Raw genomic sequence first — 25,039 nt, forward strand, 5'->3', positions numbered from 1 at the left:
GGGTCGGGTCCAATCCGCGTGAAACGACACCGAGAGCCGGACCGTCTCCCGTCTTGGCTGCACAGACAGGCACCGGATGGCACTTCTGGCTGTCTGAACACAGGCGGTCACCGCCAGTCGTCGCTGGCTTTAGATGCCCAAGCGGCGAAGCCGGGGTATGTACGAGCAGGTCGCAGACCTCCCGGTCACCGTCGAGCGCTGTGCGTTCGAGCGCCGAGAACGGGCGACGTCCAGCGGATTCGACCGGGTGACGACCGGTATCCGACTCTCCGGCGCGGGGAAAACCGGCAGTGGGGAGGACGTGACGTACACGACAGAGGCCCACGATGCACTGCAGGATGCCGACGCGTTGCAGGGCGCGGACTTCCCGCTGGTCGGCGAGTACACCGTCGATTCCTTTTCGACGGCGCTGGCCGAGGCCGACCTGTGGCCCGAACCCCCAGACGAGGAGCGCTTCCGTCACTACCGGCGCTGGGGGTTCGAGAGCGCGGCGCTCGACCTGGCCCTGAAGCAGGCCGACACGGACCTCGGGTCGGCGCTCGGACGGCAGTACAACCCGGTGAACTTCGTCGTCTCGACGCGGCTCTCGAACGCGGACGACGACACGCCACCGACGGCTGACAGACTGGCGATGCTGTGTAAGCGTTACGGCGACCTTTCGTTCAAACTCGACCCCACGCCGTCCTGGAGCGACGCCCTCATTGACGAGCTGACGGACTACGACGTTCGGGTGCTGGACCTGAAAGGGCTGTACGAGGGGACGGATGTCGACGTGGAGGCAGACCCCGAGTTCTACCGCCGTGTCGTCGACGGCCTCCCGGACGCGCTGATTGAGGACCCCGACCTGACCGACGCGACTCGGCCGGTTTTCGACGGACAAGAGGCGCGCGTCACCTGGGACGTGCCTATCACCGGCGTCGAGAGCATCGAGGCGCTGCCGTTCGAACCGGAGTGGCTCAACATGAAACCGTCCCGTTGCGGGACCGTCGAGTCGGTGCTTGCGACCATCGACTACTGCGAGGAACACGGCATCGACCTGTACGGCGGCGGCCAGTTCGAACTCGGCGTCGGCCGCGACCACATACAGGCGCTGGCGTCGCTGTGTTACCCTGACGGGCCGAACGACGTCGCGCCCGGCGGATACAACGACCCCGAGCCGAATGCGGACCTACCGACGAGTCCACTTACGCCACCTGACGAGCCGGCCGGAATCGGGACCGGGTTCTCGTAGGCGACCTTAGATATGAAGCCGAAGTTACATTATTGTACGCATACTAACTATTGTTATGCGGTGCCAAGTCTGCGGAGAACGCATCGACGACGTGCTGGAGGCACACGCACGGCAGGCCTGTCCACACTGTGATGCGCCGCTCCTCGAAAAGCCAGCAACGCCACAGTGACTACTCCTCGGCGAGGTAGTCGTCCTGTACGTCGATGACGTCGCTCGAATCCTCGCAGTTCGCGTACCGTCCCAGCGGCTCCTCGTTCAGTTCCAGAAACGTGTGGCCCCAGGAGAACGTCGACAGAATCCGTTCGGCGTGGTCGCGCTCCCCGAGAATGACGAGTGCGCCGGCGAACGCTTCGACGGTATTGAGCTGGAAGGCCGTCCCGTAGTTGACCGGATTGCCGGCGACGAGAAACGGGAGCGAGCGGTGTATCCCCTCGAGGTCGAACGCCTCCCGTTCGGCGGTCTCCCAGGAGCAATCGAGCGCGACCAGGCGGCTGTGGCGAGCGCCGTCGCCGGCGGTCGGCCGGTCGGCCGGGGACAGCGCCTGCTCGGCGAAGGGGTTGAGCACGATTCCGGGCGGCGTCGACCGCGTCGCGCGGTGGAGTTCGGCCTCGTCCATTCGGGCCAGCTTCCGCGCGCTACATTTGTCGGGGTCGTCGTCACCCTCATACCGGACGTGCAGTTCCACATGAACGGTACCACCGTGGCCGATAAAAACGCCTCGCTCTGCGATAGTGTGCAAACACTGTTATAGCCGGCCTCAGTTGTACAACGTGTGCTTTCAGAGGGGACAGCGGCACCACTGTTCGAACTACCGGCGCTCGTTGATGGCGACTGCCAGCGAGTCGGACTGGCAGACTATCTCGGCGAGGATGTCGTCATCCTCGTGTTCTATCCGGCGGATTTCAATCCGGCCTGTGACGAGACGTCCTGTGATCTGGACGAACTCGACCTCTTTACGATGCAGAAAGACGTGACTATTCTGGGGATCAGCCCGGATTCGGTGTACAGCCACCGGGCTTTTGCCGACCGCTACGGCCTGAAAATTCCGCTGCTGTCCGACACTGACCACGAGGTCGCCCGCGAGTACGGACTCGACTTTATCGACGATATCGGCCAGCAGCTCATCGAGCGCGCCGTTGTCGTCATCGACCACGACGGCGACGTGCAGTACGCCTGGAGTACCGACGACCTTCAGGCACTTCCCCGTGTCGGAGAAATCAAAGACGCTATCGCGGACACCGGCGGTGACGACACTGCGTTCGCCCGCTACCGCGTCGGCCACGCCCACTACACGGAGGGGCGGCGCGCATTCACGTCGGCGATGAGTGCCTTCGGCGAATCGGAGTGGATGGTCGCACAGGGCGACTTCCAGCAGGCACGCGACGAGTTCGCCGACGCCGAAGACCACTTCGACACCGCTGTTCGGTTCGTCGACGACGAGTCTCTGAGACCGATTTACGAGGACGCAAAGACGAAGGCGAACTCGCTGTGGCAGGCCAGCGACTGGCTCACACAGGCCGCCCGTGCCTACTCTAGCGGGAACGGCGCCGAGGGCCAGCAACTCCGCGACGACGCGGAGCGGCCGCTTGAAACCGCCCGCGGCTACGAGGAACCCCCGGACCCTGACGGTCCGTGGCCGCCAGATGTGGAGACGCTGGAAACAGAGGCAGACGACGACCGACCAGCCTTCCTCACACAGGACGAGACGGCTGTGGATACTTCGCTCGACGTAGATATCGACGAGGAAGTCGAACAGACGGACCGCGAACTGTCTGAGACAGCGCCGCCGCCTGAGGACGCCGATGCGGCCGATGACACGCGAGATGGTGCCGATGGGCCGACGATAGAAGCAGCCGAGGAGACGACGGCGGGGACAGCTGACCAGCCACCGAATTCGGCGGAGACTTCGACCAGCGACGCGACCGCTCTTGCGGACCAGTCGACAGCGGCGGAATCTGATGCTTCGTCGGCCGACGACGGCCCGCCGGAGTCGGTGTCGCCGCCGGACGGGGACGGTGAGCTTTCGGACGTTGATGACACCGATATCGAGGAGATTCAGGCCGAACTGGCCGCCAGCGACGCCGAGAACGAGCCGACGGAGCCGCTGGACGAGACCCCGACCGCGATGGTCGAAGCGCCTCCAGACACAGTCGGTCGCGGGGACGACGCTCCCACACAGGATGCGCCGGACGGCGAGCAGTCGACCGCCGGCTCGTCGCCGGACGCCGCCACCGCCTCAGGGACGGAGACCGACGACGCAGTTGAGCTGGACCTAGCCGACCCGACGGGCGACGACGGCGACACGGGAGAAGCAGCCGAACCGGGACACACTGACGATGCTGTCCCGGACGCAGCTGACGAGCCGTCCGATGCGGAGAGCGATAGAGACACGCCTGACGACCACGAAGCAGACCTGTGATGCGACCCGCGCTTCTTCGGCGGACACGGGCCTACTACGACGCCATCGACGGCGACGACTACGACCAGTTGGCCTCGCTGCTCACCCCGTCGTTCGTCCACGACCGCCCCGACCGGACCATCGACGGCCGGGACCAGTTCGTACAGTTCATGCGTGAGGGACGGCCCCAGATGGACACCACGCATCCGCTGGACGGCCTCTACTGTCGGCAGAAAGACAGCGCGGCCGAGTCGATAGACGGCGACGACACGGCGACGGCGGAAGTCATCGCTCGCGGTCGCCTACTCGATGCTGACGGTGAGCGTATCGTCGGGTTCGTCGACGTGTTCACCTTCGCCGGGGGCGACATCGAGCGCATCGAGACGTACACGCGCTGATGCTGCCCGCTCGCGGCGTTATTAGTTCACCCTCCCGGTAGCGCCAGCCGAACGCCGTACATCGACCCGTCGGCTTCGGTTCCGACGAGCGCGTCCACGGTCCACGGGGTCTCGCTGACCGCGTCGCGGAACCCTGACGGCGTGACCACCAACAGGTCGGTCCACGGGCCGGCCAGCCCGTCGTACTCGACGCGGAAGGTCCGGTAGGCGACACCGGGCTGGACGAGGTGGGCCGCGTCAGTCTCCGGGTCTGCCCGGTCGAGTGTATCCATGTCGGCAACGAGACGACCACCGGGCCGCGTCACCGCCGCCAGTTCGGTGAGCGTCGTCCGGAGGTCGGCCAGCGAACTGCCGAGGCCGAGTTGCTTGCCCAGGGCGACGACGGTATCGAACCCGTCACCGGGTGGCTGTCGAAGGCCGCCGACCACTGCATCCGTGACCCCGCACTCGCGGGCGACAGTGACGGCTCCCGGACTCCGATCGACCGCCAGCACGCTGTGGCCGCGCTCCTGCAGTGGGAGCGTGTGCCGGCCGACGCCACAGCCGGCGTCGAGGACACGTCCCGTCACGTCCGAGAACAGATCCCGCTCGATAGGATGCCATTCCGACGGCCGCTCGAAGTAGCCTGCCAGATGTGCCTCGGTCACATCGTCGTCGTCGCGGCGATAGCGGGGCCGTTCGGCGAGGTCCCCGCGGTGGAAGTCCAGTACCATCTGCCCGAAAGCGTCGTCCGGCATACTTCGGCAGTGCCGGCGAACGAATGTAATACTGTATTGAAATATGGCTCCGTGTAACACGCCCCGTACGAGAAAGCGGGAGACCGGCCGAGTGCAACGGACCGCGGCAGCCTACTCTTTCTCGCCCGCTCCGACGGCGCTCTCGCCGATTTTCTCGGAGCCTTCGATGACTTCCTGACCGCCCATGTACGGGCGGAGGGGTTCGGGCACGGTGATGGTGCCGTCGTCGTTCTGGTAGTACTCCATGATGGCGACGAGGACGCGGGGCACGGCCAGTCCGGACCCGTTCAGCGTGTGGAGGTAGTCGGCGGACTCGTGGCGCTCGGGGCGGTACCGCAGGCCGGCGCGGCGCGCCTGGAAGTCCTCGAAATTCGACACCGAGGAGACTTCGAGCCAGCGGCCACCGCGGTCGGGACCGTCCTCCATGTCGTCGCCGGGAGCCCACACCTCGATATCGTACTTCTTGGCCTGCGTAAAGCCCATGTCCCCGGTACACATGTCGAGGACGCGGTAGGGTAGTTCGAGGCGGTCGAGCACTTCGGCAGCCTCGTCAAGCAGGCTCTCAAGCCGGTCGTAGCTGTTCTCCGGGCGGACGAAGTTGACGAGTTCGACCTTGTGGAACTGGTGGACGCGGACGTACCCCCGCGTCTCGGTCCCGTGTTCGCCGGCCTCGCGGCGGAAGTTCGGCGAGAACGCCTGATGTTTGACCGGCAGGTCGTCGTCCAGCAGAATCTCGTCGCGGTACATGTTGGTGACCGGCACCTCCGCCGTCGGCAGGAGCCACAGGTCGTCGCTGTCGTAGTCGTCGTCCTGTCTGGCTCCGACGCGGTAGGCGTCCTCGGCAAATTTGGGGAGCTGGCCGGTCCCTTCCATCGAATCGGAGTTGACGGGAATCGGCGGGAGTACGTCGACGTACTCCTGCTCGCGGTGGACATCGAGCATGAACTGGACGAGCGCGTGCTCTAGGCGCGCGCCCTCGCCCTTGACGAACTGGTAGCCGCCGCCGGACACCTTCGCGCCACGCTCGAAGTCGAGCAGGTCCAGCTCCTCGCCGAGGTCGTAATGCGGGACGACCTCGTCGGGCAGGTCCCGCAGGTCGTCGAATCCCTCGCGGTAGCGCTCGACGTTGTCTGCCTCGTCCTCGCCGGTCGGGACTGACTCGTGAGGGATGTTCGGCAGTTCAAGCAGGGCGTCTTCCAACTGGGACTCAAGTTCGTCGGCCCGCTCCTCGATATCCTGCAGTTCGTCTTTGAGTTCCTGCGAGCGGTCGATGGCCTCCTGTGCCTCCTCGTCCTTGCCCTCCTGTTTGAGCTGGCCGATTTTGCTCGACACTTCGTTGCGTTCCTGTCGCAGACCGTCGCCTTCGGCTTTCAGTTCCCGCCACTCCTCGTCTATTTCGAGGATTTCGTCGAGGTCGACGCCCGTGACGCCCTTCCGCTCGATAGCGTCACGAACCGTCTCGGGGTTCTCCCGGACGAACTGTCTCGATAACATGGCCGACGGTTCTCGACGGCAGAAATTAGTCGTGTCGGTCCCGCGGCAGAGCGACCCCGGCTGTCGGCCCGTCCCGCTACGACTCGCCGCCGACCTTGGTCGCAAGTACCGGGACCGGCGAGGCCCGAACGACCGACTCGGTAACGCTGCCGATGAGTTCCCGGGACGGTCCGGTCCGGCCCTCCGTCGCCATTACGATGATGTCGATGTCGTGGCGCTCGACGTACGCCACGACTTCCTCGTGGGGCACGCCCTGTTCAACTGCTGTCGTCACTGCGTCGATACCGGCGTCTTCGGCCTGTGCACGCAGGTCGTCGACAGCCTGCTGCCCAGCGTCGGCGAGGCGGTCGTAGATGCTGCTGTCCTCGAAGTCGGGAATCTGGTCGACTACCTGTTCGGTTTCGAGGACGTGTAGCGCGTGCAGACTCGCGTCGTGGCGCTGTGCGAGGTCGATGGCGTGTTCGGCTGCAGTGGCAGACCCGTCGGAGCCGTCGGTCGGAACGAGTACGGCGTCGTACATACAGTGGTGTTTCTGATTCCGGGTAAATGGCTTTGCGCTTCCTCCCTATCAACTGTCAGGACAGCCGCAGCACAACGGTTTTGCCCCCGCCGGTCACGAGGAACTGTATGGGAATCGGTGACGTTTACGAGGTGACGGTCGGGGACTGCACGGACGTCCACTACGTCGACACCGGGATGTACGACGTAGCCGAGTACGGTTCCGTCTACATCATCGACGCCGAGCGACCGGCACTGGTCGACACTGGTATCGGTGCGCGACACGAGAACATCCTTTCAGCCATGGAGTCAGTCGGCATCGCGCCTGAGGACCTAGAAGTCATTGCGGCGACCCACGTCCATCTGGACCACGCTGGCGGGGCCGGCTACCTCGCCGAAGACTGCCCGAACGCGACGGTCTATGTCCACGAATCCGGCAAGCGCCACCTCGTCGACCCCGAGCGGCTCTGGGAGGGGACAAAACACGCCGTCGGTGACCAGATCGAGTTCTACGGGAAGCCGGTCCCGGTCGCCGAAGACCGTATCGAGACGCTGACCGACGGCGACGTGATCGACCTGGGCGACCACTCGCTGGATGTCCTGCACGCACCGGGTCACGCCCCCCATCAGGTCGTCTTCTACGACCCCGCCGTCGACGGCGTGTTCACCGCCGACGCCGCCGGTATCTACACGCCGTCGACCGACGAGATGCACGTCACGACGCCGCCAGTCAACTTCACGCTTGAGGGTGCCCTCGACGACGTGGCGATGTTACGGGACCTCGACCCAGAGATTCTCATGTTCGGCCACTACGGCCCAGCCGAAACCGGCGACAAACTGGCGACATACGCCGAGATTCTGCCCGAGTGGGTCGCCGAAGTCGAGCGAAAGCGCGCGGAACTCGACGACGACGAGGCGGTCATCGAGCACTTCGTCGAGCAGGCCGACACCGATCTCTGGGGCGAGCGCAAGGGCCGCGCCGAGATGCGCCTGAACGTCCGCGGCGTCCTCGTGGCGCTCGATAACCGGAAAGAATAGTCAGTGTCATAACGGGCCTGAAACTGGGTGATGGTGCCCCCGTCTGCCGGTGAGTGAATGCGCTTATACGGTGGCGACGCGATAGCCCGGACAGATGGAGGCCAACTGTGGCTGGTAGTTCGGGGCTACTGATTCCGCTCGTCGCCGGCATCATCGGACTTGGCGTCCTTGCACAGGTCCTCGCCGCACGCCTGCGCGTCCCCAGTATCATCTTCTACCTGCTGGTGGGTGTCATCATCGGCCAGCCTGGACTGGACATCATCGGTGATGGTACCTTTGGCGGGGCGCTGTCGGCAATCGTCGGCTTAGCAGTCGCAATCATCGTTTTCGAGGGGGCCTATCACCTCCGATTTGACCGTCTGCGCGAGGCCCCGGCCGCCACGTTCAGGCTCGTAACCGTCGGTGCGGCTATCGCACTCGTCGGCACCGCTATCGCCGTCAAGTTCGCGTTCAGTTCCGCGGCCGTCTCCTGGAACCTCGCGTTCCTTATCGGTGCGTTGCTGGTCGCGACCGGGCCGACGGTCATCACGCCGATTCTCGATGTTGTCCCGGTTCGAGACCGCGTTGCCGCCGCGCTGGAGACGGAAGGGATCGTCAACGACGTGACCGCGGCCATCATCGCTGTCGTCATCTTCGAGACGGTCAATCCGGCCGTCGCCAGTGAGAACCTCCTCCGGGGATTTGCCCTTCGACTGGGGACGGGGCTACTGGTTGGCCTCATCGTCGCTGGCGTGGTGTACTACCTCCTCCAGTACGTCGACCTCTCGCCCGGTGACGCACCGCGGAACTCCCGACTGCTCGTCCTCGCCGGGGCGCTCATCGCATACGCGGGCGCGAACACGATAGCGACCGAGGCCGGCGTCGCCGCCGCCGCCACGGCGGGGATGGCGCTCGGGAACGTCGACCACCCGTACGAGGAAGATATCGAGGAGTTCAAAGGCGACATCACGTTGCTGGTGCTGTCGTTCGTGTTCATCGCCCTGGCGGCGCAACTGGAACTGGCCTCGCTCATTGATGTCGGGCTAGCGGGCATCATCGTCGTCCTCGCGGTCGCTCTGCTCATCCGCCCGCTGCTGGTGTTCGTCTCGACTGTCGGTGACCGGTTTACGACCAACGAGAAGCTGTTCGTCAGCTTCGTGGGGCCGCGCGGTATTATTCCGGCGTCCGTCGCGACGCTGTTTGCCGTTGAACTGAACGCCGCGGCCGAGGAGGTCACCGGGGCACAGGCCGAACTGCTGGGGACGCAGGCGGATATCCTGCTGGGCACCGTCTTCCTCGTTATTTTTGCGACCGCCCTGTTTGAGGGCGGACTGGCGCGCTACATTGCGGAAAAACTGGATGTGATACCAATGCGAGTCATCATCGTCGGCGGCGGACAGGTGGGCCGAGCGCTCGCCGCACGCCTCGAAGACCGGGGCGAGAACGTCGTCATCATCGAACAGGATGAAGAGACCGTCGAACGAGCCCGAAACGAGGGATACGCCGTCGAGATCGGCGACGGCACCGACACCGACGTGTTGCGGTCGGCCGGGGCCGAGAACGCCAAGACCGTCGTCGCGGCGACCGGTGACGACGACGCGAATCTGCTGGTGTCTCAGCTGGCGAGTTCGAAGTTCAGCGTCGACCGAGTGATAGCCCGCGCGAACAATCCGGACAACGTCGAAGCCTTCGAGGACCTCGGCGTCCGGACCATCTCCTCGGCGATGGCGACGGCATGGGCCATCGACAACCAGATCGAGCGCCCGGCTATCGCTCACTGGATGACTGATGTCGGTCGGAGCGGCGATGTTCAGGAGGTTGAGGTCAAGAACCGGGAACTCATCGGCAAGCCGATCCGCGAGATCGGGCCGATGCTGCCCGACGCCTGTCTGGTCGCGCTCGTCAGCGGGGACCTCCACGAGAATGCCGAGGTACCCACGGCCGACTACGTCCTCGAAGAAGGCGACATGGTGACGCTGCTGGGCCGCCGAGAGTCCGTGCGCGACGGAATGAAGATGGTCAGTGGCGATTAGTCGTCGGTCAGGTGGGTGACCTCTGATTCGTCGACGCCTTCCGTCCACGGCGACTCACCGCGGTCGCCGTCAGTTTTGTACGTTCCGCGAGCGCTCGCGATGTGATGGCCGTCGGTGTCGTACACTTCTGCGTCGACGACGGAGACGCTCCCGCCGCTTCGGATGACCTCCGCCTCAGTCCGTAAATCGGCGGTCGCCGGCGCGAGGTAATCGATCCGCATGTCGACCGTCGGTGAGACCGTGCCGGATTGCGAGACGACGGCCGCCCCGCCGACAGTGTCGACGAGCGAGTACGTGACGCCACCGTGTGCGATTATCGATTCGGGGTTCGAGGAGTGGCCGTCCTCCAGCGGGAGTTCGCCCGCCGCATACCCGTCATCGACAGCCGTGATCTCCATCCCTAACTGCTTGACAAACGGGATGTCGTTGAACATCGATTTGAGACTCATAGCTGTCCCCACGGAATCGAGTCTGATAAGGCTCCGAGAACGGACAACAACGGGTCAGGTGTGGGCGTTTACCCGGATCCGCTCTGCTGTCAGTCGTTTACTCCCAATCACTGTCCCTCTTTGGCCCCTGATGACCTAATATGATTTTAGGCAGATATGTGGGTACTACTATATGTTCCCCGTCGCAACCGGATGCTATGCAACCACAGCGGGCGACGTACGTAAAGAAAGCCTGTGCCTACATCACCAGAAACGGGTCGGAACTTCTGGTGTTCGACGGGCCGGGCCACGACGGGCTACAGATACCAAAAGGAACTGTTGAACCGGGCGAGGAACCGCGGGTCGCCGTCCAGCGCGAGGCCGTCGAGGAGAGCGGTCTAGCCTCCTTCGAGCACCTGCGACATATCGCCACCGACGTCTGGACGCGTCGCCAGTCCCCGCCGAAGCGGTACGTGCGGTCGTTCTACCATCTTCCCGTTCACGAGTCCCGGGACCACTGGGTCCACACCGTCACCGGGACGGGCGAGGAGCGCGGCGCGGAGTTCGAGTTCTCGTGGGTTGACCTCCCGACCGATGCCACCTTCGCACTCGACCTTGACGACTATCTCCACTCGCTGACGAGTCCCGCCAAGGCGACGACAGCTGGCGATGTGGCTGCCGATTAGCGACAGTCTTCTCTCAAATAGTGGTCACGCGAGCGTCGCAACGGTCGCAAATCACGGAGCCACAAGCGACGGACTGCGGTAGCGTACTGCACCCGCGCCGACAGCGGCCGTTCAGGGTAGCCGGAACTCGATGGCCGCACCCTGACCGAAGCCGACACACTCCGTTGCTAGGCCCAGCTCCGCGTCGCGGCGGTTCATTTCGTGGACGAGCGTCACTGGAAGGCGCGCGCCGGAGGCCCCGAGCGGGTGGCCGATGGCGATTGCGCCGCCGTTGACGTTGTAGATGTCGTCGTCGAAGCCGAGTTCGCGCTGGCAGTACAGACACTGGGAGGCGAAGGCCTCGTTGAGTTCCACGAGGTCGTAGTCGTCCGTCTCGCGGTCCGTTCGTTCGGTGAGTTTGCGAACGGCGGGGACTGGCCCGATACCCATTACCGTCGGGTCGACGCCGGCGACTTCGTGGGAACCGATTTCCGCCAAGATGTCGAGTCCGCGATCCTCCGCGAACTCGCGTGACGTGACCATCAGCCCCGCCGCGCCGTCGGAAACTTGCGAGGCGTTGCCGGGTGTGACCGTCCCGTCCGATTTGAACACCGTCGGAAGCTGGGACAGCTTTTCCAACGTGGTGTCGGGACGGATACCTTCGTCTGCTTCGAGTTGCCCGTCATCGGTATCGATAGGGACAATCTCGTCGTCGAAGCGACCGGACTCCGTCGCGTCGGCGGCGCGCTGGTGGCTCCGGAGTGCGTACTCGTCTTGTTCCTGACGGGTGACTTCCATATCGCTGGCGACCTTTTCGGCGGTCATTCCCATCTGGAGTTCGCCGATGTTGTAGTGTTCGGCCAGTCGCGGGTGGACGTTGTGGGTGTTCTCGTCCATCTGCACGCGGGACATCGACTCGACGCCGCCGGCGATGAGCACGTCGCGCTGGCCGGCCGCGATAGCGTCGGCAGCCCGCATCAGCGCCTCGGCGGAGGACGCACACCAGCGGTTGATCGTCGATGCGGGGACGCTCTCGCCGAGGTCGGACAACAGCGCGATGACTCGGGCCATGTTGTTGCCCTGTTCCCCGCGCTGCTGGGCACACCCCCACAGCAGGTCGTCGACCTCGTCGGCCTCGACGCCGGTCGACGCGAGCAACTGGTTGATAAGCGGCACCGAGAGGTCTTCGCTCCGGACACCGGCGAGTGCGCCGTCCTCCTTTCCTTGTGGCGTTCTGACTGCGTCCACGATGACAGGTGTGGGCATGGACAACGGAACGTTTCGGCCTGTGTTAAATCCTGACAAACTCGACACAGTGGGGGAACCGTTGTCGTCTGCCCGGTCCGACCGCTACCCGTCGCGGTCGGGCGACGGGGTCACTCTGGCTCGAACCCCGGTGGGAGGCCAGCGTGTCTGAGTCCTTCCCGCTCGTCGATATGGAAGCGGTAGACTGTGATGTCGCCGTCTTCGATAGCGTCCCTGAACAGTTCCGGCCGCCATGCCGTATCGAGCACGCCCGCGAGGTCGTCCCACTCGGACTCGGGGACGGCCTCGATACTGCCCTGCAACAGGACGCTCTCCCAGTGGAACATCGACTCGACTTTGTACACGAGCACGGTCGCGTCCGCTGCCGCTTCGGTCAACTGTTGCTTGCGGCTCGCCGACCCGCCGACGAAGGTGAAATACAGCGCGCTGTCGCCGTCGTAGCCAAACGACAGGGGAATCATGTACGGGCCGCTCTCGGTCGGCAGGCCGAGCACGCCGACCCGCTGGTTCGACAGGAACGCCCCGATGTTGTCGTCGTCCATGCGCCTGAGTCCGGCCGCTTCGAGCGTCTCTACTGTCATATGAGTGTAACTTCGACCGAAAACTGCTTAATTAATTCGGCTATTCTTCCTGACGGAGAATCCCGGTCCGAGGGGCGCTCCGGCGACGCTACTCCGTCTGCGGCGCACCGGGTGGGTGGCGCTTGACCCGCTTGATTGCGGCGACGGCCTTGTTGCGCTCGGCGTACCCCTCGCCGGAGTCGGCGACGATTTCGCCGTTGTGGTGGCGGAGCCGCCAGCGCCACTCCGCACCCCGGTCCTCGTACACTTCGAAGGCCGCACTCCCGGTCTCAAGCAGGTCGGCGTAGGACTGGACCCGCTCGCGGCTCGCCTGTTCGGCGGCCTGGGACTGCTGTGTCGCTTCCCGCGCGGCCGTCTCGGCCTCCCGGGTAGCCTGTTCGGCTACTTCCGTCGCTGTCCCGTCCGTATGGCCTCGGCATAGACCTCTTTCCGGCCGGTCAGCAGCGGAGAAACGACCGCGCCGACTGCCATCAGGCCGAGACCGACGATGTACAGCGTCACCGCCGGATTCCCCTCTAGACCGGTCCAGTTCGACGGGTAGAACGTGGTGAACCACACGATTGCGACCAGTCCGACCACGGCACCGACGTACGTGAGTATCAGGCCCCGGCGTGTCAGCGGCAGTCTGGTGGTCGGGCCCGCAAACAGCGAGATGAGCCCGATAGCACCGAGGAGATAGGCCAACTGCCGGGGCGTGCTCCGCGAGCCTGTCAGGTAAAACAGGAGAAGGCCGACGATACACAGCACGATGCCGAACACGAACAGCCAGTACCCGTAGGCCTCGTCGTCGGTCGTTGGTCACCGATGCGGTTCCGGTACGCCGAGAGTAGTGTGTTATTAGTTGCCACGATAAGGGTGCACTGGGGTGATATATTACCTTGGTGTCGGCCACCGGGGCTTCGAGTGACTTATACCGGTCGCGTGGTAACATCAGTGGGAATGAGCAATCCGGAACTGGATGTCGTTGAGTTTCTGCTGACGGCCACTATCTACAGCGAGCGGCGGGACCTCGAGCCGGACGATTTGCCGGCCTCGTACCGGTCCGTCTTCTGGAGCGACGGCGAGATCGAGCGGCCCCTGTCGATCACCAACACGACCGCGAGCGAGGCCACCGGCGTCGAGCGCCCCTGGGCGGCCATCTCCGGCCTGATGTTCACCGACCGCGACGACTTCTCGGGGAGCATCTCGCTGACCGACCGCGACCTCGCCGAGGAGTGGTTCCTCGAACGGGTCGACGCCGCGGCCCTCGAAGACAACCCGGTTCTGACGAAAGCCTACGAGGACCAGGTCGAGGGGGCCGACTACGAGCGGGCCCGCGAGCAGAACCGGCCCTCGCGGGCCGACCGCGCGTTCATCGACGCCAAACTGGAGGAGGCCTTCGACACCGACGACGAGGACGACGAGGAGATGCTCGACCTCGTGGACGTGCGCGCCCCCGAGGAGGTGGAGATGACGCTGGACGACCTGGTGTTGACCACCGACCAGGAAGACGAGATTCAGAAGATAGTCAAGGCCATCGAACACCGCGACTACCTCGCCCGCATCGGCCTGCGGGAGATAGGGAAACTCCTCTTCGTCGGCCCGCCGGGGACCGGCAAGACGAGCGTCGCCCGCGCGCTGGCCCACGACCTCGACCTGCCCTTCGTCGAGGTGAAACTGTCGATGATTACCAGCCAGTACCTCGGCGAGACGGCCAAGAACGTCGAGAAGGTGTTCGAGGTCGCAAAGCGGCTCTCGCCGTGTATCCTCTTTATGGACGAGTTCGACTTCGTCGCCAAGACCCGCTCGTCGGACGAACACGCCGCCATCAAACGCGCCGTCAACACCCTGCTCAAGAGCATCGACGAGATTTCGCTCATCCAGGACGAGGTGTTGCTCATCGGCGCGACGAACCACCCCGACCAGCTCGACGCCGCCGCCTGGCGGCGCTTCGACGAAATCGTCAATTTCCCCAAGCCCGACCACGGGATGCGCGCGGACATCCTCCGCATCGTCACCCAGCAGATGGAGATCGACGACTTCGACCCGGAGACGCTGGCGGAGCTGACCGAGGGGCTGACCGGCAGCGACCTCCGGCTCGTGCTCCGCGAGGCCGTCCTCAACGCCCTGACTGAGGAGCGGACCACTCTCACTCAGCAGGACCTCGAAGACGCAATTATCGACTTCGAGGAGCGTGACAACCTCAAAAACATGGACATGATGGACGGCGACGCCGACGCGCTAGTCGCCGGGAGCGGCGGCTTCTCCGGCGACGGCGGCAGTGATCACGACCACGATCACGACCACTGAGGCGGCTTATCAGCGCAGGAACCCGTTCCGGCTGTCGGTATGAGCGATTTACTTATCACTACAGAAACCATTCTCTGCAGCCATGGCTGACGACCCCGTGTTCACTGAGACAGACGACCTCGCCGAGTCGTGGGTTGACGTTCGCATGACTGATCCGCAGGAAGGCGAGTGGGACGTAGACGTGGTTATCGCCGAGAAGCAAGTCGAGTACGTCGACCTGCGCATCCGGCCGGAGTTACTTGAGGGATTCTTCGAGTGTCTGTTCGACGACCTCTCGGACGAGCGCGCTCGGTCCCTGCTGGCGGCGACGATAGAGCGACAGGATATCGACCCCGCGATGCTCGTCGACGAGGAGTAACGAAAGCGAGGGGCTTACGCGGGTCGCCCTCTGACCCATAGGTAATGGAGGTCACGCTGCTTGGGACCGGCGACACGACTGGGACGCCGACTGTCCAGTGCAACTGTGACACGTGCGAACGGGCGCGCGACCCCGACGAGGAACTCCGGGCCCGCGTCCGCGAACGCGGCATCGACCCGACGGGGGGCGTCGAACGGTCGCGCTTCTCCGTCGCCGTGGCGAACGACGAAACCGGCGAGTCGCTGCTGATCGATCTGAGTCCGGACTTCCGTCACCAGTTCCTCCGTGAGTCGGTCCCGCTACCGGACGCGGCCATCGTCACGCATGTCCACTTCGACCACCTCGACGGTCTCGGGAACGCCTACCGTCTGTTCGACGACCTGCCGGTCCACGCCGCTGACGAGACGGACCCGGTGACCGACGAGAGCGTCGCCGAGAGTGTCCGGAGCCGCTATGATTACCTCGATACGGTCTCGGTCCACGCACAGACGCCGTTCGAGCCGTTCACCGTCGCGGGCTTCGAGGTGACCCTCGTCCCGGTCACGCACCCGCCGCTGCTGTGTTACGGTCTACGCATCGAGGAGCCCCAGACCGGCGCGGTACTGTCGATATCCGGGGACACCTGTTACGACGTGCCCGAGCGCTCGAAATCCGCGCTGACCGGTGCCGACCTCGCGCTCGTCGAGGGCATCGTCCACCCGGAGGCCTGCGAGTACCACCCGAAAGGCGGCGCTCACCACGACGCGGACGGTGTGCCGCGGACCTTTGGCACGAAACACATGACCTTGCCCGGTGCGCGGGACTTCGCCGACGACATCGCGGCCGACGACTACCGTATCGTCCACACCGCCCATTACGTCCCCGCGGACCGAGCCTTCGCCGACGATATCGGACTCGACGGCGAGCGGTTCACGCTCTAATGTCGCGCTCGGCTGGATGAAACAGGCCGTAGCTTATAGGCACTGGCGCATGATCCGGCTGTATGGACAGGCGTGGCATCGCGGAGATCGGTGGGCTGTCGCTGGCCGGCGGCGTCCTCGCAATCGCCGGTCAGCAGATCATCGCGAACAGCATCGACTGGGTGTTTGTCGTGGGGCTGGTAGCCTGTGTCGGGATTGCGGCCGCAGCGAACTATCAGGCCAGAACGAAACACGCAGCCAAGGTCGCCACCGAAGCCCCGGCGGTGACCGAAGACAACTACGAACAGCACGGCCGCCCGACCGCCGGCGACGGCGGTGTCCCGCCCGATGACGCGCAATCAGGCGACGAACGGTAGCCTTGCCGACTTCTTCTAGCCGAACCGATCTAGTCCCGACTGGCGTCGCCTGCGTCCGTCGGGGTCTGCCCGCCACGGCGTCCGGTCGGCCCGGAGCGCGTCGCCGTCGATGGCCGGCGGGTCGGCCGCTTCGTACCCCCCGCAGTCCGGTCCGCACTCGTCGCTCTCCCGGACCGCGCGGTCCTTCCACTGACAGTACGGAATCCCGTCGCTATCCGGCGAGCATCGCTCGCACGAGGGGTAGTCGAAACTCCGCCACCCCTTGCCGTAGGCTCGCTCGGCCAACTGCCGGCGCGTGCGGGCCTTCTCAGCGGCGCTGACCACGCGCACGTCCGCCCGAACCGGACGCTCGTCGAGGAGTTCGACACCGGCGTCGTCTGTCGGCAGTGGTGTCGCCTCCCGACGGACATCTATCGTTCTGCTGTCGGCGTCGAACCGCCAGACGCCGACTTCCTCTGGAATTCGGTTGAGGTGCGCTCCGGTAACGTAAGAGGCCGTCGCCAGTACGACGCGGTCGGCGAGCGCGAGAGAGACATCGGTCCGCAACTGCGATTCCAAGTCGCCGGGCCGGCCCAGGTCCGGCTTGTTCTCGATGGCGACGATTTCGCCGACCCAGTTGGGGTACCGCGTCGTCTGGCGGACGTAGGTCCGGCCGCCGCGGCGCTCGCGTTCGAAGAACCCGCGCTCGACCGCCAGTTCGACGGCGCGCTCGGCGCGGTCGGGATGGCAGTCGAAGGCGTCCTTCCAGTACCGCGCCCGACCCGGGCCGACGCTGCTTTCGATGGCCGCCGTCGGCAGCCGTTCGGGAGTGATGGCTGCTCGCTCGTCGAACTCGGGTCCCGGCTCGACAACGACGGTGTCGAGGACGCGCCGGCCGTGGACAGCGCCGCCGAGCTGGCGGCTCACCAGCCGGCCCTCGCGTTCGAGGTGGGCACACAGCGCCAGTTCGAAGTCGAACTCCCGCACGACTGGAGGCAGGGCCGGGACGGGCAAAAGCACCGCGCCCGGCTCCCGCGCGCCGACGAGGCGGCGGGCCAGCGCCACCAGCGCGAGTACCGGAGTCAGCGAGGGCGTCCACAGGGGGCCGAAGTACGCCGCCAGCAGGGACCAGATCGGCGATTGAACGGGGGCCGTCGGGGCGCAAACAGTAGGTTTATCAGTTGCACGCGGCGAAACTCCACCAAGATTACTCTCGAAATGACATCAAACAAACAACCGGAGGTGAACATCGGACTCGTCGGGCACGTCGACCACGGAAAGACGACGCTCGTACAGGCGCTGTCCGGCGAATGGACCGACCAGCACTCCGAGGAGATGAAGCGCGGAATCTCTATCCGACTCGGCTACGCCGACGCGACCTTCCGTCGCTGCCCGGAGGCCGAGGAGCCGGAGGCCTTTACTGTCGACGAACACTGCGACGACCACGACGTCGACACCGACCACCTCCGGACGGTGTCGTTCGTGGATGCGCCCGGCCACGAGACGCTCATGGCTACCATGCTGTCCGGTGCGGCCATCATGGACGGGGCCGTCCTCGTCATCTCGGCGACGGAGCCTGTCCCGCAGGCCCAGACCGAGGAACACCTGAGCGCGCTCGATATCATCGGCATCGACAACATCGTCATCGCCCAGAACAAGGTCGACCTCGTCGACGAGGAGCGGGCGATGCAGAACTACGAGCAGATTCAGGAGTTCGTCGAAGGCACCGTCGCTGAAGGCGCACCGATTGTCCCCATCAGCGCGGGTCAGGAGGCCAACATCGACCTGCTCATCGAGGCCATCCAGTCTGAGATTCCGACGCCGGAACGGGACCCAGACGAGGACGCCCGCATGATGGTCGCACGCTCGTTCGACATCAACCGACCCGGAACGACCTGGGAGGACCTGATGGGCGGCGTGCTGGGCGGCTCGCTCGTGAGCGGGCAACTGGACGTCGATGACGAGATTGAACTCCGTCCCGGTCGCGAGGCCGAGGAAGGCGGCCAGACGGAGTGGCAGCCCGTCACGACGACGGTCCGGTCGCTCCAGTCGGGCGGTGACTTCGTGGACACGGTCACGCCGGGCGGCCTGCTGGGCGTCGGGACCGGTCTCGACCCCGCAATCACGAAAGGCGACGCGCTCGCCGGGCAGGTCGCCGGGCCGCCCGGAAGCCTCCCGCCGGTCCACGAGACGTTCACGATGGACGTAGACTTGCTGGAACGCATCGTCGGTGACGATGGCGGCGAGGTCGACGAGATATCGACCGGCGAACCGCTCATGCTGACTATCGGCACCGCCACGACTGTCGGTTCAGTCACGAGCGCGCGCGACGACGAATGTGAAGTCGCGCTCAAGCGCCCGGTCTGTGCGGCCTCGGGCTCGAAGATCGCTATCAACCGCCGCGTCGGTGCTCGGTGGCGGCTCATCGGTGTCGGCACGCTGCGGTGATGATTGTGCTGGACACGAACGCGCTGATGATGCCGGTCGAATGCAACGTGCGACTGTTCGAGGAACTCGACAGAGTGCTGCCAGACGCGACGGACTACGTCGCGCCCGCCGCCGTCCGCGACGAGCTAGCGAAACTGGCCGACGGGGCTGGCGCGGAAGCGACCGCCGCTTCGGTCGGACAGGACCTGCTGGATCGGTGCACGGTTCGGGAGACGACGGCGGACTACGCGGACGACGCCGTCCTCGAACTGGCACAGACAGACGATGCGACACACGCGGTCACGAACGACGCCCCCCTCAAACGACGCCTGCTGGACGCGGGCGTTCCAGTAATTAGTTTAAGGGGCCGGAACAAACTGGGTATCACTCAACCATAACACATGTATAAACGGGTACGCCTACGCGATACGGTCGAAGTCCCGCCACGCTTTCTGGCGGAGGTCAGTCCGGGGCTGGTCAAACGGCTCCTGCAAGAGAAGCTCGAAGGTCGGATGGACGAGGACGTCGGCAGCGTCGTCTCGGTCATCGAGGTCCACGACATCGGTACCGGTGCCGTGTTGCCGAACAAGCCCGGCGTCTACTACGAGGCCGAGTTCGACGCGCTCACGTTCGACCCGCAGATGCAGGAAGTGGTCGACGGGGAGGTCGTCGAAGTCGTCAACTTCGGGGCCTTCATCGGCATCGGGCCGGTCGACGGCCTGCTGCACGTCTCCCAGATATCCGACGAGTATCTGGCATACGACGAGGAGAACCAGCAACTCGCCTCTCGCGAGTCCAACCGCACGCTCACCGTCGGCGACGCCGTCCGGGCGCGTATCGTCACCAAGAGCATCGACGAGCGCAATCCCCGCGACTCCAAGATCGGCCTGACGGCGAAACAGGTCGGCCTGGGCAAGCACGGCTGGCTTCAGGAGGAGCGCGAGCGCCGCGAAGGCACGGCGGAAGCCGGTGATAGCTGATGGCGGACCGCCTCGTCTGTCGCGACTGTCACCGTGTCCAGAGTGCGGAGATCGAAAGCCAGTGTGAGGCCTGTGGCGGCACCGCACTGACCGAGGACTGGGCCGGCTACGTCGTCATCGCGCACCCGGAGCGCTCCGACATCGCCGCCGAGATGGAAGTGACCGAGCCGGGCAAGTACGCGCTGAAAGTCCGCTAACGTGTCCGACGTCGTTCTCGAACTCCCGAGCGGCCTGCGAACGGAACTGAAAGAGCCGCTCGGACGCATCTACACCGACACAGCGGCGCTGCTGGGCGACGCCGGCGACCCGATTATCGCCGTCGGCGACATGGTCACCTACCACCTCGTCGAGGCCGGCCGCGTGCCGGACCTCGCGCTGATCGACGAACGGACCAAGCGCTCGGCCGTCGACGCGGACGTGACGGCGGCCATCGGCGGCTTCGACCGGGAACTCGCCGTGGCGAACCCGGCCGCGACGCTCACCGCTGAACTGCTTACTGCACTCAGGGACGGTATCGACAGCGATGGAACGACACTTCTGGATGTCGACGGCGAGGAGGACCTCGCCACGCTCCCTGCGGTGCTCGCTGCGCCCGCAGGAGCCAGTGTGGTGTACGGCCAGCCCGACGAGGGGATGGTGCTGGCCGACTGCGACGACGCGGCCCGGGACCGGGTTCGGTCGCTACTGGAGCGGATGGACGGTGACGCCGAGCGAGCGATTGCACTCGTGTCGAGCTAGCCGCAAAAAACGCAGACCGGTTTTATTCCGGCCGTGGAACGCTGAGATTCTGCATTTCCGTCTCACACCGGTCACAGGAGACTGTCGAGCGGTCGCTACAGAGCCGCTTTCCGCAGTCTGGACATTCGAACAGCTGTTCATCGTCGTCGCATGGGGCGGGGTCTGACCACGTTGGCATACTTGGTACTAATTAGCATTTGTCATGGCATAAACCTTGCTCATACCGGAATAACTTACGACGATTGTCCAAAGAAAGTGGACGTATGTTCACTCAAGCACGTGGACGTGTCTGACAAGCGAGCGATGGACGCGACGCCGGAAGTAGTCGGTGACGGTCCAGCCCGCACTGGTCCCCGCATCGCGCCAGTCGCGGTCGGCGACCAGTACGCACCGTCTTGCGACGCGATTGGCTTCGCCGAGTGCACCGGCCACGAGGGGTGCCAGTTCCCCTTCGATACGGGACTGGCGGCCATAGGGAGCGTCGAAGACGGCGGCGTCGACGGCGTCGTCGGCCACCGGCAGCGCGGACGCGTCGGACCGGAACACCTCCCACTCGCCCGGCTCAGGATAGGCGTCTCTGTCGGGGTGGCCGCTCCCGTCGAGTGCGTATGTGAGGTTCTCGTGTGTCCCCGAGACCATCTTTTTTTGTGCGTCACCACCGACCACGTCGGCCCCGACCAGCCCCGCCTCCAGCAGGAGACCGCCGGTGCCACACATCGGGTCCAGTATCGTGGCGTCCGGGCCAGCCCCGGCGATGTTGACCAGTGCGCGGGCTTCGAGCGGGTCCATGCTGCCGGGCTGGAAGAACGGACGGTCTGTTGGCTGGCGGTCCCCGAAGTCGCGGACGCTCTCGGCGGCGAGCCAGCCCAGTGCACAGCAGCGCTTGCCGGTCCCGCCCTCCTCGTCGCCGGCGGGGTCCGAGAAGTAGGCATAGAGAACGTGGTCAGGGTTGTCGAGGTCGACGGCGAAGCCGCGATCGGTTAGGACGCCGCCCAGCGTCCGCTCGGCCTGTTGGGTATCGACGCCGGTGCTTGCTCGCACGTCGACGGCACGCACGGCGACGCTCCCCTCGCGGTCGATTGTCGCGGCCGACAGCAACGTGGCGGCGCTTTCGATGTTCGGGTCCGAGGTACCGAGCAGGGCACAGGCTCGGTGGGCAAACGCGAGGTGGCGAACGCGGTCGCTGATACCGCGCGCTGTCGCCAGTCCGGGGGCGAGCACGTCGACGGCGCTCGCGGCGCTTGCGGCTTCCCGCCGCGCGAACGCGTCGTCCTGCCCGCCGAGTTCGAGGACGTACACGCCCGAGCGGTGTGGGCGAGCGGCTATGAGCGTGCCGGTCGCGGCCGGGAACAAAACGCACAAACGACCAGCCGCCGAACCCGGAGTATGCTCCAGTCCGGGTTCTCCAGCCTCACCGGCGGTGGTATCCTCGCGGTCCTCGTGACCGTCCTCGTCACCTGGCTCTTTTACGCCGTCACCCTCCATCTGGCTGCGACGTTCTTTATCGGCGACGTGCCGAGCCAACTCGCCGCCAAGGCCGCCCTCGCGCCGGCACTCGTTTCGCTCATCCTTCAGCGCTGGGGCGTCGAGTCCGGCGTCGTCTCGGCCGACCTCGGCGTCGCAGTCGTTCTGTTTCTCACTCTCGTCGCCGACGGCATTGCCATCAGCCTCTCCTACCGGCTGTCGACCCGCTCGACCGCGCCGCTTGTGGCGCTCCACCTGGCGTTTGCGGCGGTGCTCGGGTTCGCGCTGAACAACATCTTCAGGTTCTTCTGAGCTTCTGAGCTGGGAATGAGGTGGGCTCGACTGTCGAATGTGGGCGCAGAGCGTGGCTTGCATACCGCGCCGGAGGCGCGGTTTTACTCTGAGCGCGGCCACAGGCCGCGACTCGGAGCCTTTTTAACGTAGGTTTTTGCGGCGGGGGTGCCCGCAGGCCGCAAGGCGGCCGAGGATTCCCTCCGCAGTAAAAAGGTACTATTCCACCAGCCGCTCTATCTCCGTCACGAGGATGTCGCTCGCGCCCACGTCCTTGAGTGAGCTAATCGTCTCGAAGACGGCGCGTTCCTCGACGACGGCGTGGACGGCGAGCTGGTCGGAGCCGGCGATGTCCATCACGGTGGGGCCGCCCATCCCCGGAAGCACGTCTTTCACGTCATCGAGGGCGTCTTCGGGGGCGTTCATCATCAGATAGCGTTTGTCTTCGGCGGCGAGGACCGAGCCGAGCGCGGTGTCGACTTGCTTTACTTTCTCATCGTCGGCGGTGTCCTCGCGGGCGAACAGGCGCACGGAGCTTTCGAGCACCTCGTCGACGACGGCCAGCCGGTTCATCCGGAGCGTCGTCCCGGTCGAAGTGATGTCGACGATACCGTCGGCGATGTCGACATGGGGGGTCAGCTCCGTCGCACCGGACACCTCAGTCACGTCCACGTCCACGTCGACGCGGTCGAAGTATCGGCGGGTGATGGTCGGAAACTCCGTGGCGATACGGCCCCCCTCGAAGTCGTAGACTGTCTCGACGTGGCTGTCCTCTGGTGCGGCGAGGACGAGGCGACAGCGGCCGAAATCGAGGTCCCGGAGTTCGACGAGGTCGTCGGCGTCGGACTCTCGGACCTGGTCGAGACCGGTGATACCCACGTCGGCAGCGCCGTCCGCGACGTATTCGGGGATGTCGGCGGCGCGGGCGTACAGGACGGTCACGTCCGGGTCAACGGTGTCGGCGTGCAGTTGGCGGTCGGCCCCGTCGACCAGATGGAGGCCGGCCCGTTCGAGCAGTTCCTCGCTTGGTTCGTGCAGGCGGCCCTTGTTGGGGACGGCGATTCGCATACGCCTACTGGCAGGCCGTGGGGCAACTGTCTTTCCCCTCAGGCTGGCCGGGGCCTGTGGGCGGAGCCGCTACAGGCGGTCCCGGCGTGGGAGGGCAACGAAGGTCCCCGCAGCCAGCAGCGTCAGGCCAGCGAGACCGTAGAACGCGACGGCAAACAGGTTCTGGTCGGCGAGCAGGCCGACAGCCGTCGAGCCCAGTGAACTGATCGCGAAGAAACCGGTCCGGAGCAGCCCCCAGCCGGTCCCTTCGGCAGCGTCAGGCAGCGTGTCGACGATGTAGGCGTTTGCCAGCGGGCCGACGCTCATCCGAACCCCGATGAGGCCGGAGACGACGGCCAGCGGCACGACGCCGCGGACGGACGGAATGAGCACGAGTGGAACGGTACTGACGAGTGCGACAGCGGTCAGGACACTGGGCGTTCCGTATCGGTCGGCGAGCCGGCCAGTGGCTGTCTGTGAGAGCGCGCCACCGACGAACAGCACCGAAAGGAGCGCCCCGGCGGTCCCCTGTGAGATACCCCGGACCGTGACTAGGTACGTGGTGAGAAACGCTGTCACAGCCTGAAAGGCGAACAGCATCAGTGTCTTGCCTGAAACCGACAGCACGAGCCGGCGGTTGCGAAAGCCGGTGAGAACCGTTCGGAGGTCCCGCCGGAGGCTCCGTTCGGACTCGCCGGTCGGACGGTCCGACACCGAGAGCCAGAGCGCGCCGGCGACAAGCATGAACAGGGGGGCGGCGCTGGCAAGCGCTAGCCGCCACCCGTACCGTGTGGTGACGAACGCGGCGACGGCGGGCAGTGCGGCCGCTCCGAGGGAGCCGGCGGCCATCACGATACCGAAGGCGGTCCCCTCGCGGGCGTCGAACGTCCGCGAGAGGGCGGTCCCCCGGGTGGGGCCGTACAGTCCCGTCCCGAACCCGAACGCGCCCGTCGCGATGAGGAACAGCGAGAACACCGGCGCGAAAAAGTAGCCCAGCAGCCCGACGCCGGACAGCAACGCCGCGGCCACCAGCAGCGTCCGCTCCCCGATTCGGTCGATCAGCACCCCAGCGGGAAACTGAACCGCCGCGTACGTGAGCCAGAGCACCGTGACCGCGAGCCCCGCCTGCGCGTTCGAGATGACGAACTCCTCTCGTATCGTCGGCAGAACCGCGGGCACGACAAACCGCATCCCGAGGACGAGGAACCAGCCGGCGGCGACGGCAAGCAGCATTCGGACTGGGCTCCCGTGCCGAATCGCGCTGACCCGCTGCCGGAGTTGCTCTGCCGCCGCCATTCTCTTGCCCGCTTGAACGCGCCGGAGCCGAAAGACCTCTGCGGAACAGGCACTGCTGTCACCGCTACCTCGCAGAAAGGCGTGGTAATACGACACACGGCGGCGCTGTCGACCCGGCGAACTAAGACCCGCGGTTGCGAAGCCATCG

The 25,039-nt window shown here is 65.4% G+C and carries 30 protein-coding genes; 16 read left to right on the top strand and 14 right to left on the bottom strand.

Annotated features, from left to right (window positions below; all coding sequences use genetic code 11):
* Positions 1–157: 157 nt before the first annotated feature.
* Complete coding sequence (locus tag DVK01_RS06490; RefSeq protein WP_101348893.1) at positions 158–1,231, top strand: hypothetical protein; 1,074 nt, start codon at positions 158–160, stop codon at positions 1,229–1,231.
* Positions 1,232–1,400: 169 nt separating this feature from the next.
* Here DVK01_RS06490 and DVK01_RS06495 read toward each other — a convergent pair whose 3' ends face one another.
* A complete protein-coding gene (locus DVK01_RS06495) occupies positions 1,401–1,916 on the bottom strand; it encodes a DUF367 family protein (protein ID WP_101348894.1) in 516 nt (171 codons plus the stop codon).
* Between the two features lie 87 nt (positions 1,917–2,003).
* Between DVK01_RS06495 and DVK01_RS06500 the strand changes: the two genes are divergently transcribed.
* On the top strand, positions 2,004–3,650 hold the full coding sequence (locus DVK01_RS06500) for a redoxin domain-containing protein (protein ID WP_121536007.1): 1,647 nt from the start codon (positions 2,004–2,006) through the stop codon (positions 3,648–3,650).
* Positions 3,647–4,027: a nuclear transport factor 2 family protein gene (locus DVK01_RS06505; protein WP_101348896.1), complete on the top strand. Its 381-nt coding sequence runs from the start codon at positions 3,647–3,649 to the stop codon at positions 4,025–4,027. Before DVK01_RS06500 ends, DVK01_RS06505 begins: the two co-directional genes overlap by 4 nt.
* 26 nt (positions 4,028–4,053) lie before the next feature.
* On the opposite strand, the gene DVK01_RS06510 is transcribed toward DVK01_RS06505, so the two are convergent.
* The 3 genes from DVK01_RS06510 to DVK01_RS06520 form a co-directional block, all read right to left on the bottom strand.
* Positions 4,054–4,764, bottom strand: a complete 711-nt coding sequence (locus DVK01_RS06510; RefSeq protein ID WP_121536010.1) for a bifunctional 2-polyprenyl-6-hydroxyphenol methylase/3-demethylubiquinol 3-O-methyltransferase UbiG — start codon at positions 4,762–4,764, stop codon at positions 4,054–4,056.
* Positions 4,765–4,875: 111 nt separating this feature from the next.
* Positions 4,876–6,258: a serine--tRNA ligase gene (serS, locus tag DVK01_RS06515; RefSeq protein WP_121536013.1), complete on the bottom strand. Its 1,383-nt coding sequence runs from the start codon at positions 6,256–6,258 to the stop codon at positions 4,876–4,878.
* Between the two features lie 76 nt (positions 6,259–6,334).
* Positions 6,335–6,778 (bottom strand): universal stress protein, encoded by a 444-nt coding sequence (locus tag DVK01_RS06520; RefSeq protein WP_101348899.1) that lies wholly within the window; start codon positions 6,776–6,778, stop codon positions 6,335–6,337.
* Positions 6,779–6,885: 107 nt separating this feature from the next.
* Here DVK01_RS06520 and DVK01_RS06525 point away from each other — a divergent pair, with 107 nt between their 5' ends.
* Positions 6,886–7,794 (top strand): MBL fold metallo-hydrolase, encoded by a 909-nt coding sequence (locus tag DVK01_RS06525; protein ID WP_121536016.1) that lies wholly within the window; start codon positions 6,886–6,888, stop codon positions 7,792–7,794.
* A gap of 107 nt (positions 7,795–7,901) precedes the next feature.
* On the top strand, positions 7,902–9,806 hold the full coding sequence (locus DVK01_RS06530; protein ID WP_101348901.1) for a cation:proton antiporter: 1,905 nt from the start codon (positions 7,902–7,904) through the stop codon (positions 9,804–9,806).
* Here DVK01_RS06530 and DVK01_RS06535 read toward each other — a convergent pair.
* On the bottom strand, positions 9,803–10,255 hold the full coding sequence (locus DVK01_RS06535; RefSeq protein ID WP_101348902.1) for a PaaI family thioesterase: 453 nt from the start codon (positions 10,253–10,255) through the stop codon (positions 9,803–9,805). The genes DVK01_RS06530 and DVK01_RS06535 overlap by 4 nt on opposite strands.
* Positions 10,256–10,452: 197 nt before the next feature.
* On the opposite strand from DVK01_RS06535, the gene DVK01_RS06540 reads away from it, so the two are divergent.
* A complete protein-coding gene (locus tag DVK01_RS06540) occupies positions 10,453–10,920 on the top strand; it encodes an NUDIX domain-containing protein (protein ID WP_101348903.1) in 468 nt (155 codons plus the stop codon).
* A gap of 111 nt (positions 10,921–11,031) precedes the next feature.
* Here DVK01_RS06540 and DVK01_RS06545 read toward each other — a convergent pair whose 3' ends face one another.
* From DVK01_RS06545 to DVK01_RS22510, 4 genes are all read right to left on the bottom strand, one after another.
* A complete protein-coding gene (locus DVK01_RS06545; RefSeq protein ID WP_121536019.1) occupies positions 11,032–12,165 on the bottom strand; it encodes a thiolase family protein in 1,134 nt (377 codons plus the stop codon).
* A 110-nt stretch (positions 12,166–12,275) separates the two neighbouring features.
* A complete protein-coding gene (locus DVK01_RS06550; protein ID WP_101348905.1) occupies positions 12,276–12,746 on the bottom strand; it encodes a pyridoxamine 5'-phosphate oxidase family protein in 471 nt (156 codons plus the stop codon).
* Positions 12,747–12,834: 88 nt separating this feature from the next.
* Positions 12,835–12,993, bottom strand: coding sequence for a YegP family protein (locus tag DVK01_RS22505; RefSeq protein ID WP_232794497.1), 159 nt, complete (start codon positions 12,991–12,993; stop codon positions 12,835–12,837).
* Positions 12,994–13,127: 134 nt separating this feature from the next.
* Positions 13,128–13,505: a hypothetical protein gene (locus DVK01_RS22510; RefSeq protein WP_232794498.1), complete on the bottom strand. Its 378-nt coding sequence runs from the start codon at positions 13,503–13,505 to the stop codon at positions 13,128–13,130.
* Between the two features lie 180 nt (positions 13,506–13,685).
* Between DVK01_RS22510 and DVK01_RS06560 the strand changes: the two genes are divergently transcribed.
* From DVK01_RS06560 to DVK01_RS06575, 4 genes are all read left to right on the top strand, one after another.
* Positions 13,686–15,035 (top strand): ATP-binding protein, encoded by a 1,350-nt coding sequence (locus DVK01_RS06560; protein WP_101348906.1) that lies wholly within the window; start codon positions 13,686–13,688, stop codon positions 15,033–15,035.
* Between the two features lie 82 nt (positions 15,036–15,117).
* A complete protein-coding gene (locus DVK01_RS06565) occupies positions 15,118–15,393 on the top strand; it encodes a hypothetical protein (protein ID WP_101348907.1) in 276 nt (91 codons plus the stop codon).
* A 44-nt stretch (positions 15,394–15,437) separates the two neighbouring features.
* A complete protein-coding gene (locus tag DVK01_RS06570) occupies positions 15,438–16,313 on the top strand; it encodes an MBL fold metallo-hydrolase (RefSeq protein ID WP_101348908.1) in 876 nt (291 codons plus the stop codon).
* 62 nt (positions 16,314–16,375) lie between these two features.
* Entirely contained in the window at positions 16,376–16,669 is a 294-nt protein-coding gene (locus tag DVK01_RS06575) for a hypothetical protein (RefSeq protein ID WP_101348909.1), read from the top strand.
* Between the two features lie 15 nt (positions 16,670–16,684).
* Here the strand turns inward: DVK01_RS06575 and DVK01_RS06580 are convergent, their stop codons facing one another.
* The gene (locus tag DVK01_RS06580) at positions 16,685–17,635 is read right to left on the bottom strand and encodes a DUF5787 family protein (protein ID WP_121536022.1); all 951 of its coding nucleotides are present in this window, start codon (positions 17,633–17,635) and stop codon (positions 16,685–16,687) included.
* Positions 17,636–17,866: 231 nt separating this feature from the next.
* Here DVK01_RS06580 and DVK01_RS06585 point away from each other — a divergent pair, with 231 nt between their 5' ends.
* From DVK01_RS06585 to DVK01_RS06605, 5 genes are read left to right on the top strand one after another with little or no spacing between them, the layout of a single operon-like run.
* Positions 17,867–19,096 carry a translation initiation factor IF-2 subunit gamma gene (locus DVK01_RS06585; RefSeq protein WP_121536025.1) on the top strand — a complete coding sequence of 410 codons (1,230 nt, stop codon included), beginning with the start codon at positions 17,867–17,869 and terminating at the stop codon, positions 19,094–19,096.
* Positions 19,096–19,473 (top strand): DUF188 domain-containing protein, encoded by a 378-nt coding sequence (locus DVK01_RS06590; RefSeq protein WP_101348912.1) that lies wholly within the window; start codon positions 19,096–19,098, stop codon positions 19,471–19,473. Before DVK01_RS06585 ends, DVK01_RS06590 begins: the two co-directional genes overlap by 1 nt.
* A gap of 3 nt (positions 19,474–19,476) precedes the next feature.
* On the top strand, positions 19,477–20,055 hold the full coding sequence (locus tag DVK01_RS06595; RefSeq protein ID WP_004516007.1) for a DNA-directed RNA polymerase: 579 nt from the start codon (positions 19,477–19,479) through the stop codon (positions 20,053–20,055).
* Positions 20,055–20,252 carry a transcription elongation factor subunit Spt4 gene (gene spt4, locus DVK01_RS06600; RefSeq protein ID WP_080508795.1) on the top strand — a complete coding sequence of 66 codons (198 nt, stop codon included), beginning with the start codon at positions 20,055–20,057 and terminating at the stop codon, positions 20,250–20,252. Before DVK01_RS06595 ends, spt4 begins: the two co-directional genes overlap by 1 nt.
* Before the next feature lies 1 nt (position 20,253).
* Positions 20,254–20,793, top strand: a complete 540-nt coding sequence (locus DVK01_RS06605; protein WP_101348913.1) for a GTP-dependent dephospho-CoA kinase family protein — start codon at positions 20,254–20,256, stop codon at positions 20,791–20,793.
* Positions 20,794–20,815: 22 nt separating this feature from the next.
* On the opposite strand, the gene DVK01_RS06610 is transcribed toward DVK01_RS06605, so the two are convergent.
* Entirely contained in the window at positions 20,816–20,971 is a 156-nt protein-coding gene (locus DVK01_RS06610) for a rubrerythrin-like domain-containing protein (RefSeq protein WP_121512028.1), read from the bottom strand.
* 89 nt (positions 20,972–21,060) lie between these two features.
* Positions 21,061–22,092 carry a TIGR01177 family methyltransferase gene (locus tag DVK01_RS06615; protein WP_121512104.1) on the bottom strand — a complete coding sequence of 344 codons (1,032 nt, stop codon included), beginning with the start codon at positions 22,090–22,092 and terminating at the stop codon, positions 21,061–21,063.
* Between the two features lie 87 nt (positions 22,093–22,179).
* Between DVK01_RS06615 and DVK01_RS06620 the strand changes: the two genes are divergently transcribed.
* Positions 22,180–22,569 (top strand): hypothetical protein, encoded by a 390-nt coding sequence (locus tag DVK01_RS06620; protein ID WP_101348914.1) that lies wholly within the window; start codon positions 22,180–22,182, stop codon positions 22,567–22,569.
* A gap of 198 nt (positions 22,570–22,767) precedes the next feature.
* Here the strand turns inward: DVK01_RS06620 and hisG are convergent, their stop codons facing one another.
* Both hisG and DVK01_RS06630 read right to left on the bottom strand, forming a co-directional pair.
* A complete protein-coding gene (gene hisG / locus DVK01_RS06625) occupies positions 22,768–23,616 on the bottom strand; it encodes an ATP phosphoribosyltransferase (protein WP_121536028.1) in 849 nt (282 codons plus the stop codon).
* A 69-nt stretch (positions 23,617–23,685) separates the two neighbouring features.
* Positions 23,686–24,828 (bottom strand): MFS transporter, encoded by a 1,143-nt coding sequence (locus DVK01_RS06630; RefSeq protein WP_101351378.1) that lies wholly within the window; start codon positions 24,826–24,828, stop codon positions 23,686–23,688.
* Positions 24,829–25,039 lie beyond the last annotated feature (211 nt).

Source organism: Haloarcula sp. Atlit-120R (genome assembly GCF_003665885.1).
Lineage (GTDB): Archaea > Halobacteriota > Halobacteria > Halobacteriales > Haloarculaceae > Haloarcula > Haloarcula taiwanensis.

What these genes read in the sequence shown, in the direction of transcription:
- DVK01_RS06490 (WP_101348893.1), top strand. Translation starts at nt 158, where the DNA reads ATGTACGAGCAGGTCGCAGACCTCCCGGTCACCGTCGAGCGCTGTGCG.
- DVK01_RS06510 (WP_121536010.1), bottom strand. Translation starts at nt 4,764, where the DNA reads ATGCCGGACGACGCTTTCGGGCAGATGGTACTGGACTTCCACCGCGGG.
- serS (WP_121536013.1), bottom strand. Translation starts at nt 6,258, where the DNA reads ATGTTATCGAGACAGTTCGTCCGGGAGAACCCCGAGACGGTTCGTGAC.
- DVK01_RS06520 (WP_101348899.1), bottom strand. Translation starts at nt 6,778, where the DNA reads ATGTACGACGCCGTACTCGTTCCGACCGACGGCTCCGACGGGTCTGCC.
- DVK01_RS06525 (WP_121536016.1), top strand. Translation starts at nt 6,886, where the DNA reads ATGGGAATCGGTGACGTTTACGAGGTGACGGTCGGGGACTGCACGGAC.
- DVK01_RS06535 (WP_101348902.1), bottom strand. Translation starts at nt 10,255, where the DNA reads ATGAGTCTCAAATCGATGTTCAACGACATCCCGTTTGTCAAGCAGTTA.
- DVK01_RS06540 (WP_101348903.1), top strand. Translation starts at nt 10,453, where the DNA reads ATGCAACCACAGCGGGCGACGTACGTAAAGAAAGCCTGTGCCTACATC.
- DVK01_RS06545 (WP_121536019.1), bottom strand. Translation starts at nt 12,165, where the DNA reads ATGCCCACACCTGTCATCGTGGACGCAGTCAGAACGCCACAAGGAAAG.
- DVK01_RS06550 (WP_101348905.1), bottom strand. Translation starts at nt 12,746, where the DNA reads ATGACAGTAGAGACGCTCGAAGCGGCCGGACTCAGGCGCATGGACGAC.
- DVK01_RS06560 (WP_101348906.1), top strand. Translation starts at nt 13,686, where the DNA reads ATGAGCAATCCGGAACTGGATGTCGTTGAGTTTCTGCTGACGGCCACT.
- DVK01_RS06565 (WP_101348907.1), top strand. Translation starts at nt 15,118, where the DNA reads ATGGCTGACGACCCCGTGTTCACTGAGACAGACGACCTCGCCGAGTCG.
- DVK01_RS06570 (WP_101348908.1), top strand. Translation starts at nt 15,438, where the DNA reads ATGGAGGTCACGCTGCTTGGGACCGGCGACACGACTGGGACGCCGACT.
- DVK01_RS06575 (WP_101348909.1), top strand. Translation starts at nt 16,376, where the DNA reads ATGGACAGGCGTGGCATCGCGGAGATCGGTGGGCTGTCGCTGGCCGGC.
- DVK01_RS06585 (WP_121536025.1), top strand. Translation starts at nt 17,867, where the DNA reads ATGACATCAAACAAACAACCGGAGGTGAACATCGGACTCGTCGGGCAC.
- DVK01_RS06590 (WP_101348912.1), top strand. Translation starts at nt 19,096, where the DNA reads ATGATTGTGCTGGACACGAACGCGCTGATGATGCCGGTCGAATGCAAC.
- DVK01_RS06595 (WP_004516007.1), top strand. Translation starts at nt 19,477, where the DNA reads ATGTATAAACGGGTACGCCTACGCGATACGGTCGAAGTCCCGCCACGC.
- spt4 (WP_080508795.1), top strand. Translation starts at nt 20,055, where the DNA reads ATGGCGGACCGCCTCGTCTGTCGCGACTGTCACCGTGTCCAGAGTGCG.
- DVK01_RS06610 (WP_121512028.1), bottom strand. Translation starts at nt 20,971, where the DNA reads ATGCCAACGTGGTCAGACCCCGCCCCATGCGACGACGATGAACAGCTG.
- DVK01_RS06620 (WP_101348914.1), top strand. Translation starts at nt 22,180, where the DNA reads ATGCTCCAGTCCGGGTTCTCCAGCCTCACCGGCGGTGGTATCCTCGCG.
- hisG (WP_121536028.1), bottom strand. Translation starts at nt 23,616, where the DNA reads ATGCGAATCGCCGTCCCCAACAAGGGCCGCCTGCACGAACCAAGCGAG.
- DVK01_RS06630 (WP_101351378.1), bottom strand. Translation starts at nt 24,828, where the DNA reads ATGCTGCTTGCCGTCGCCGCCGGCTGGTTCCTCGTCCTCGGGATGCGG.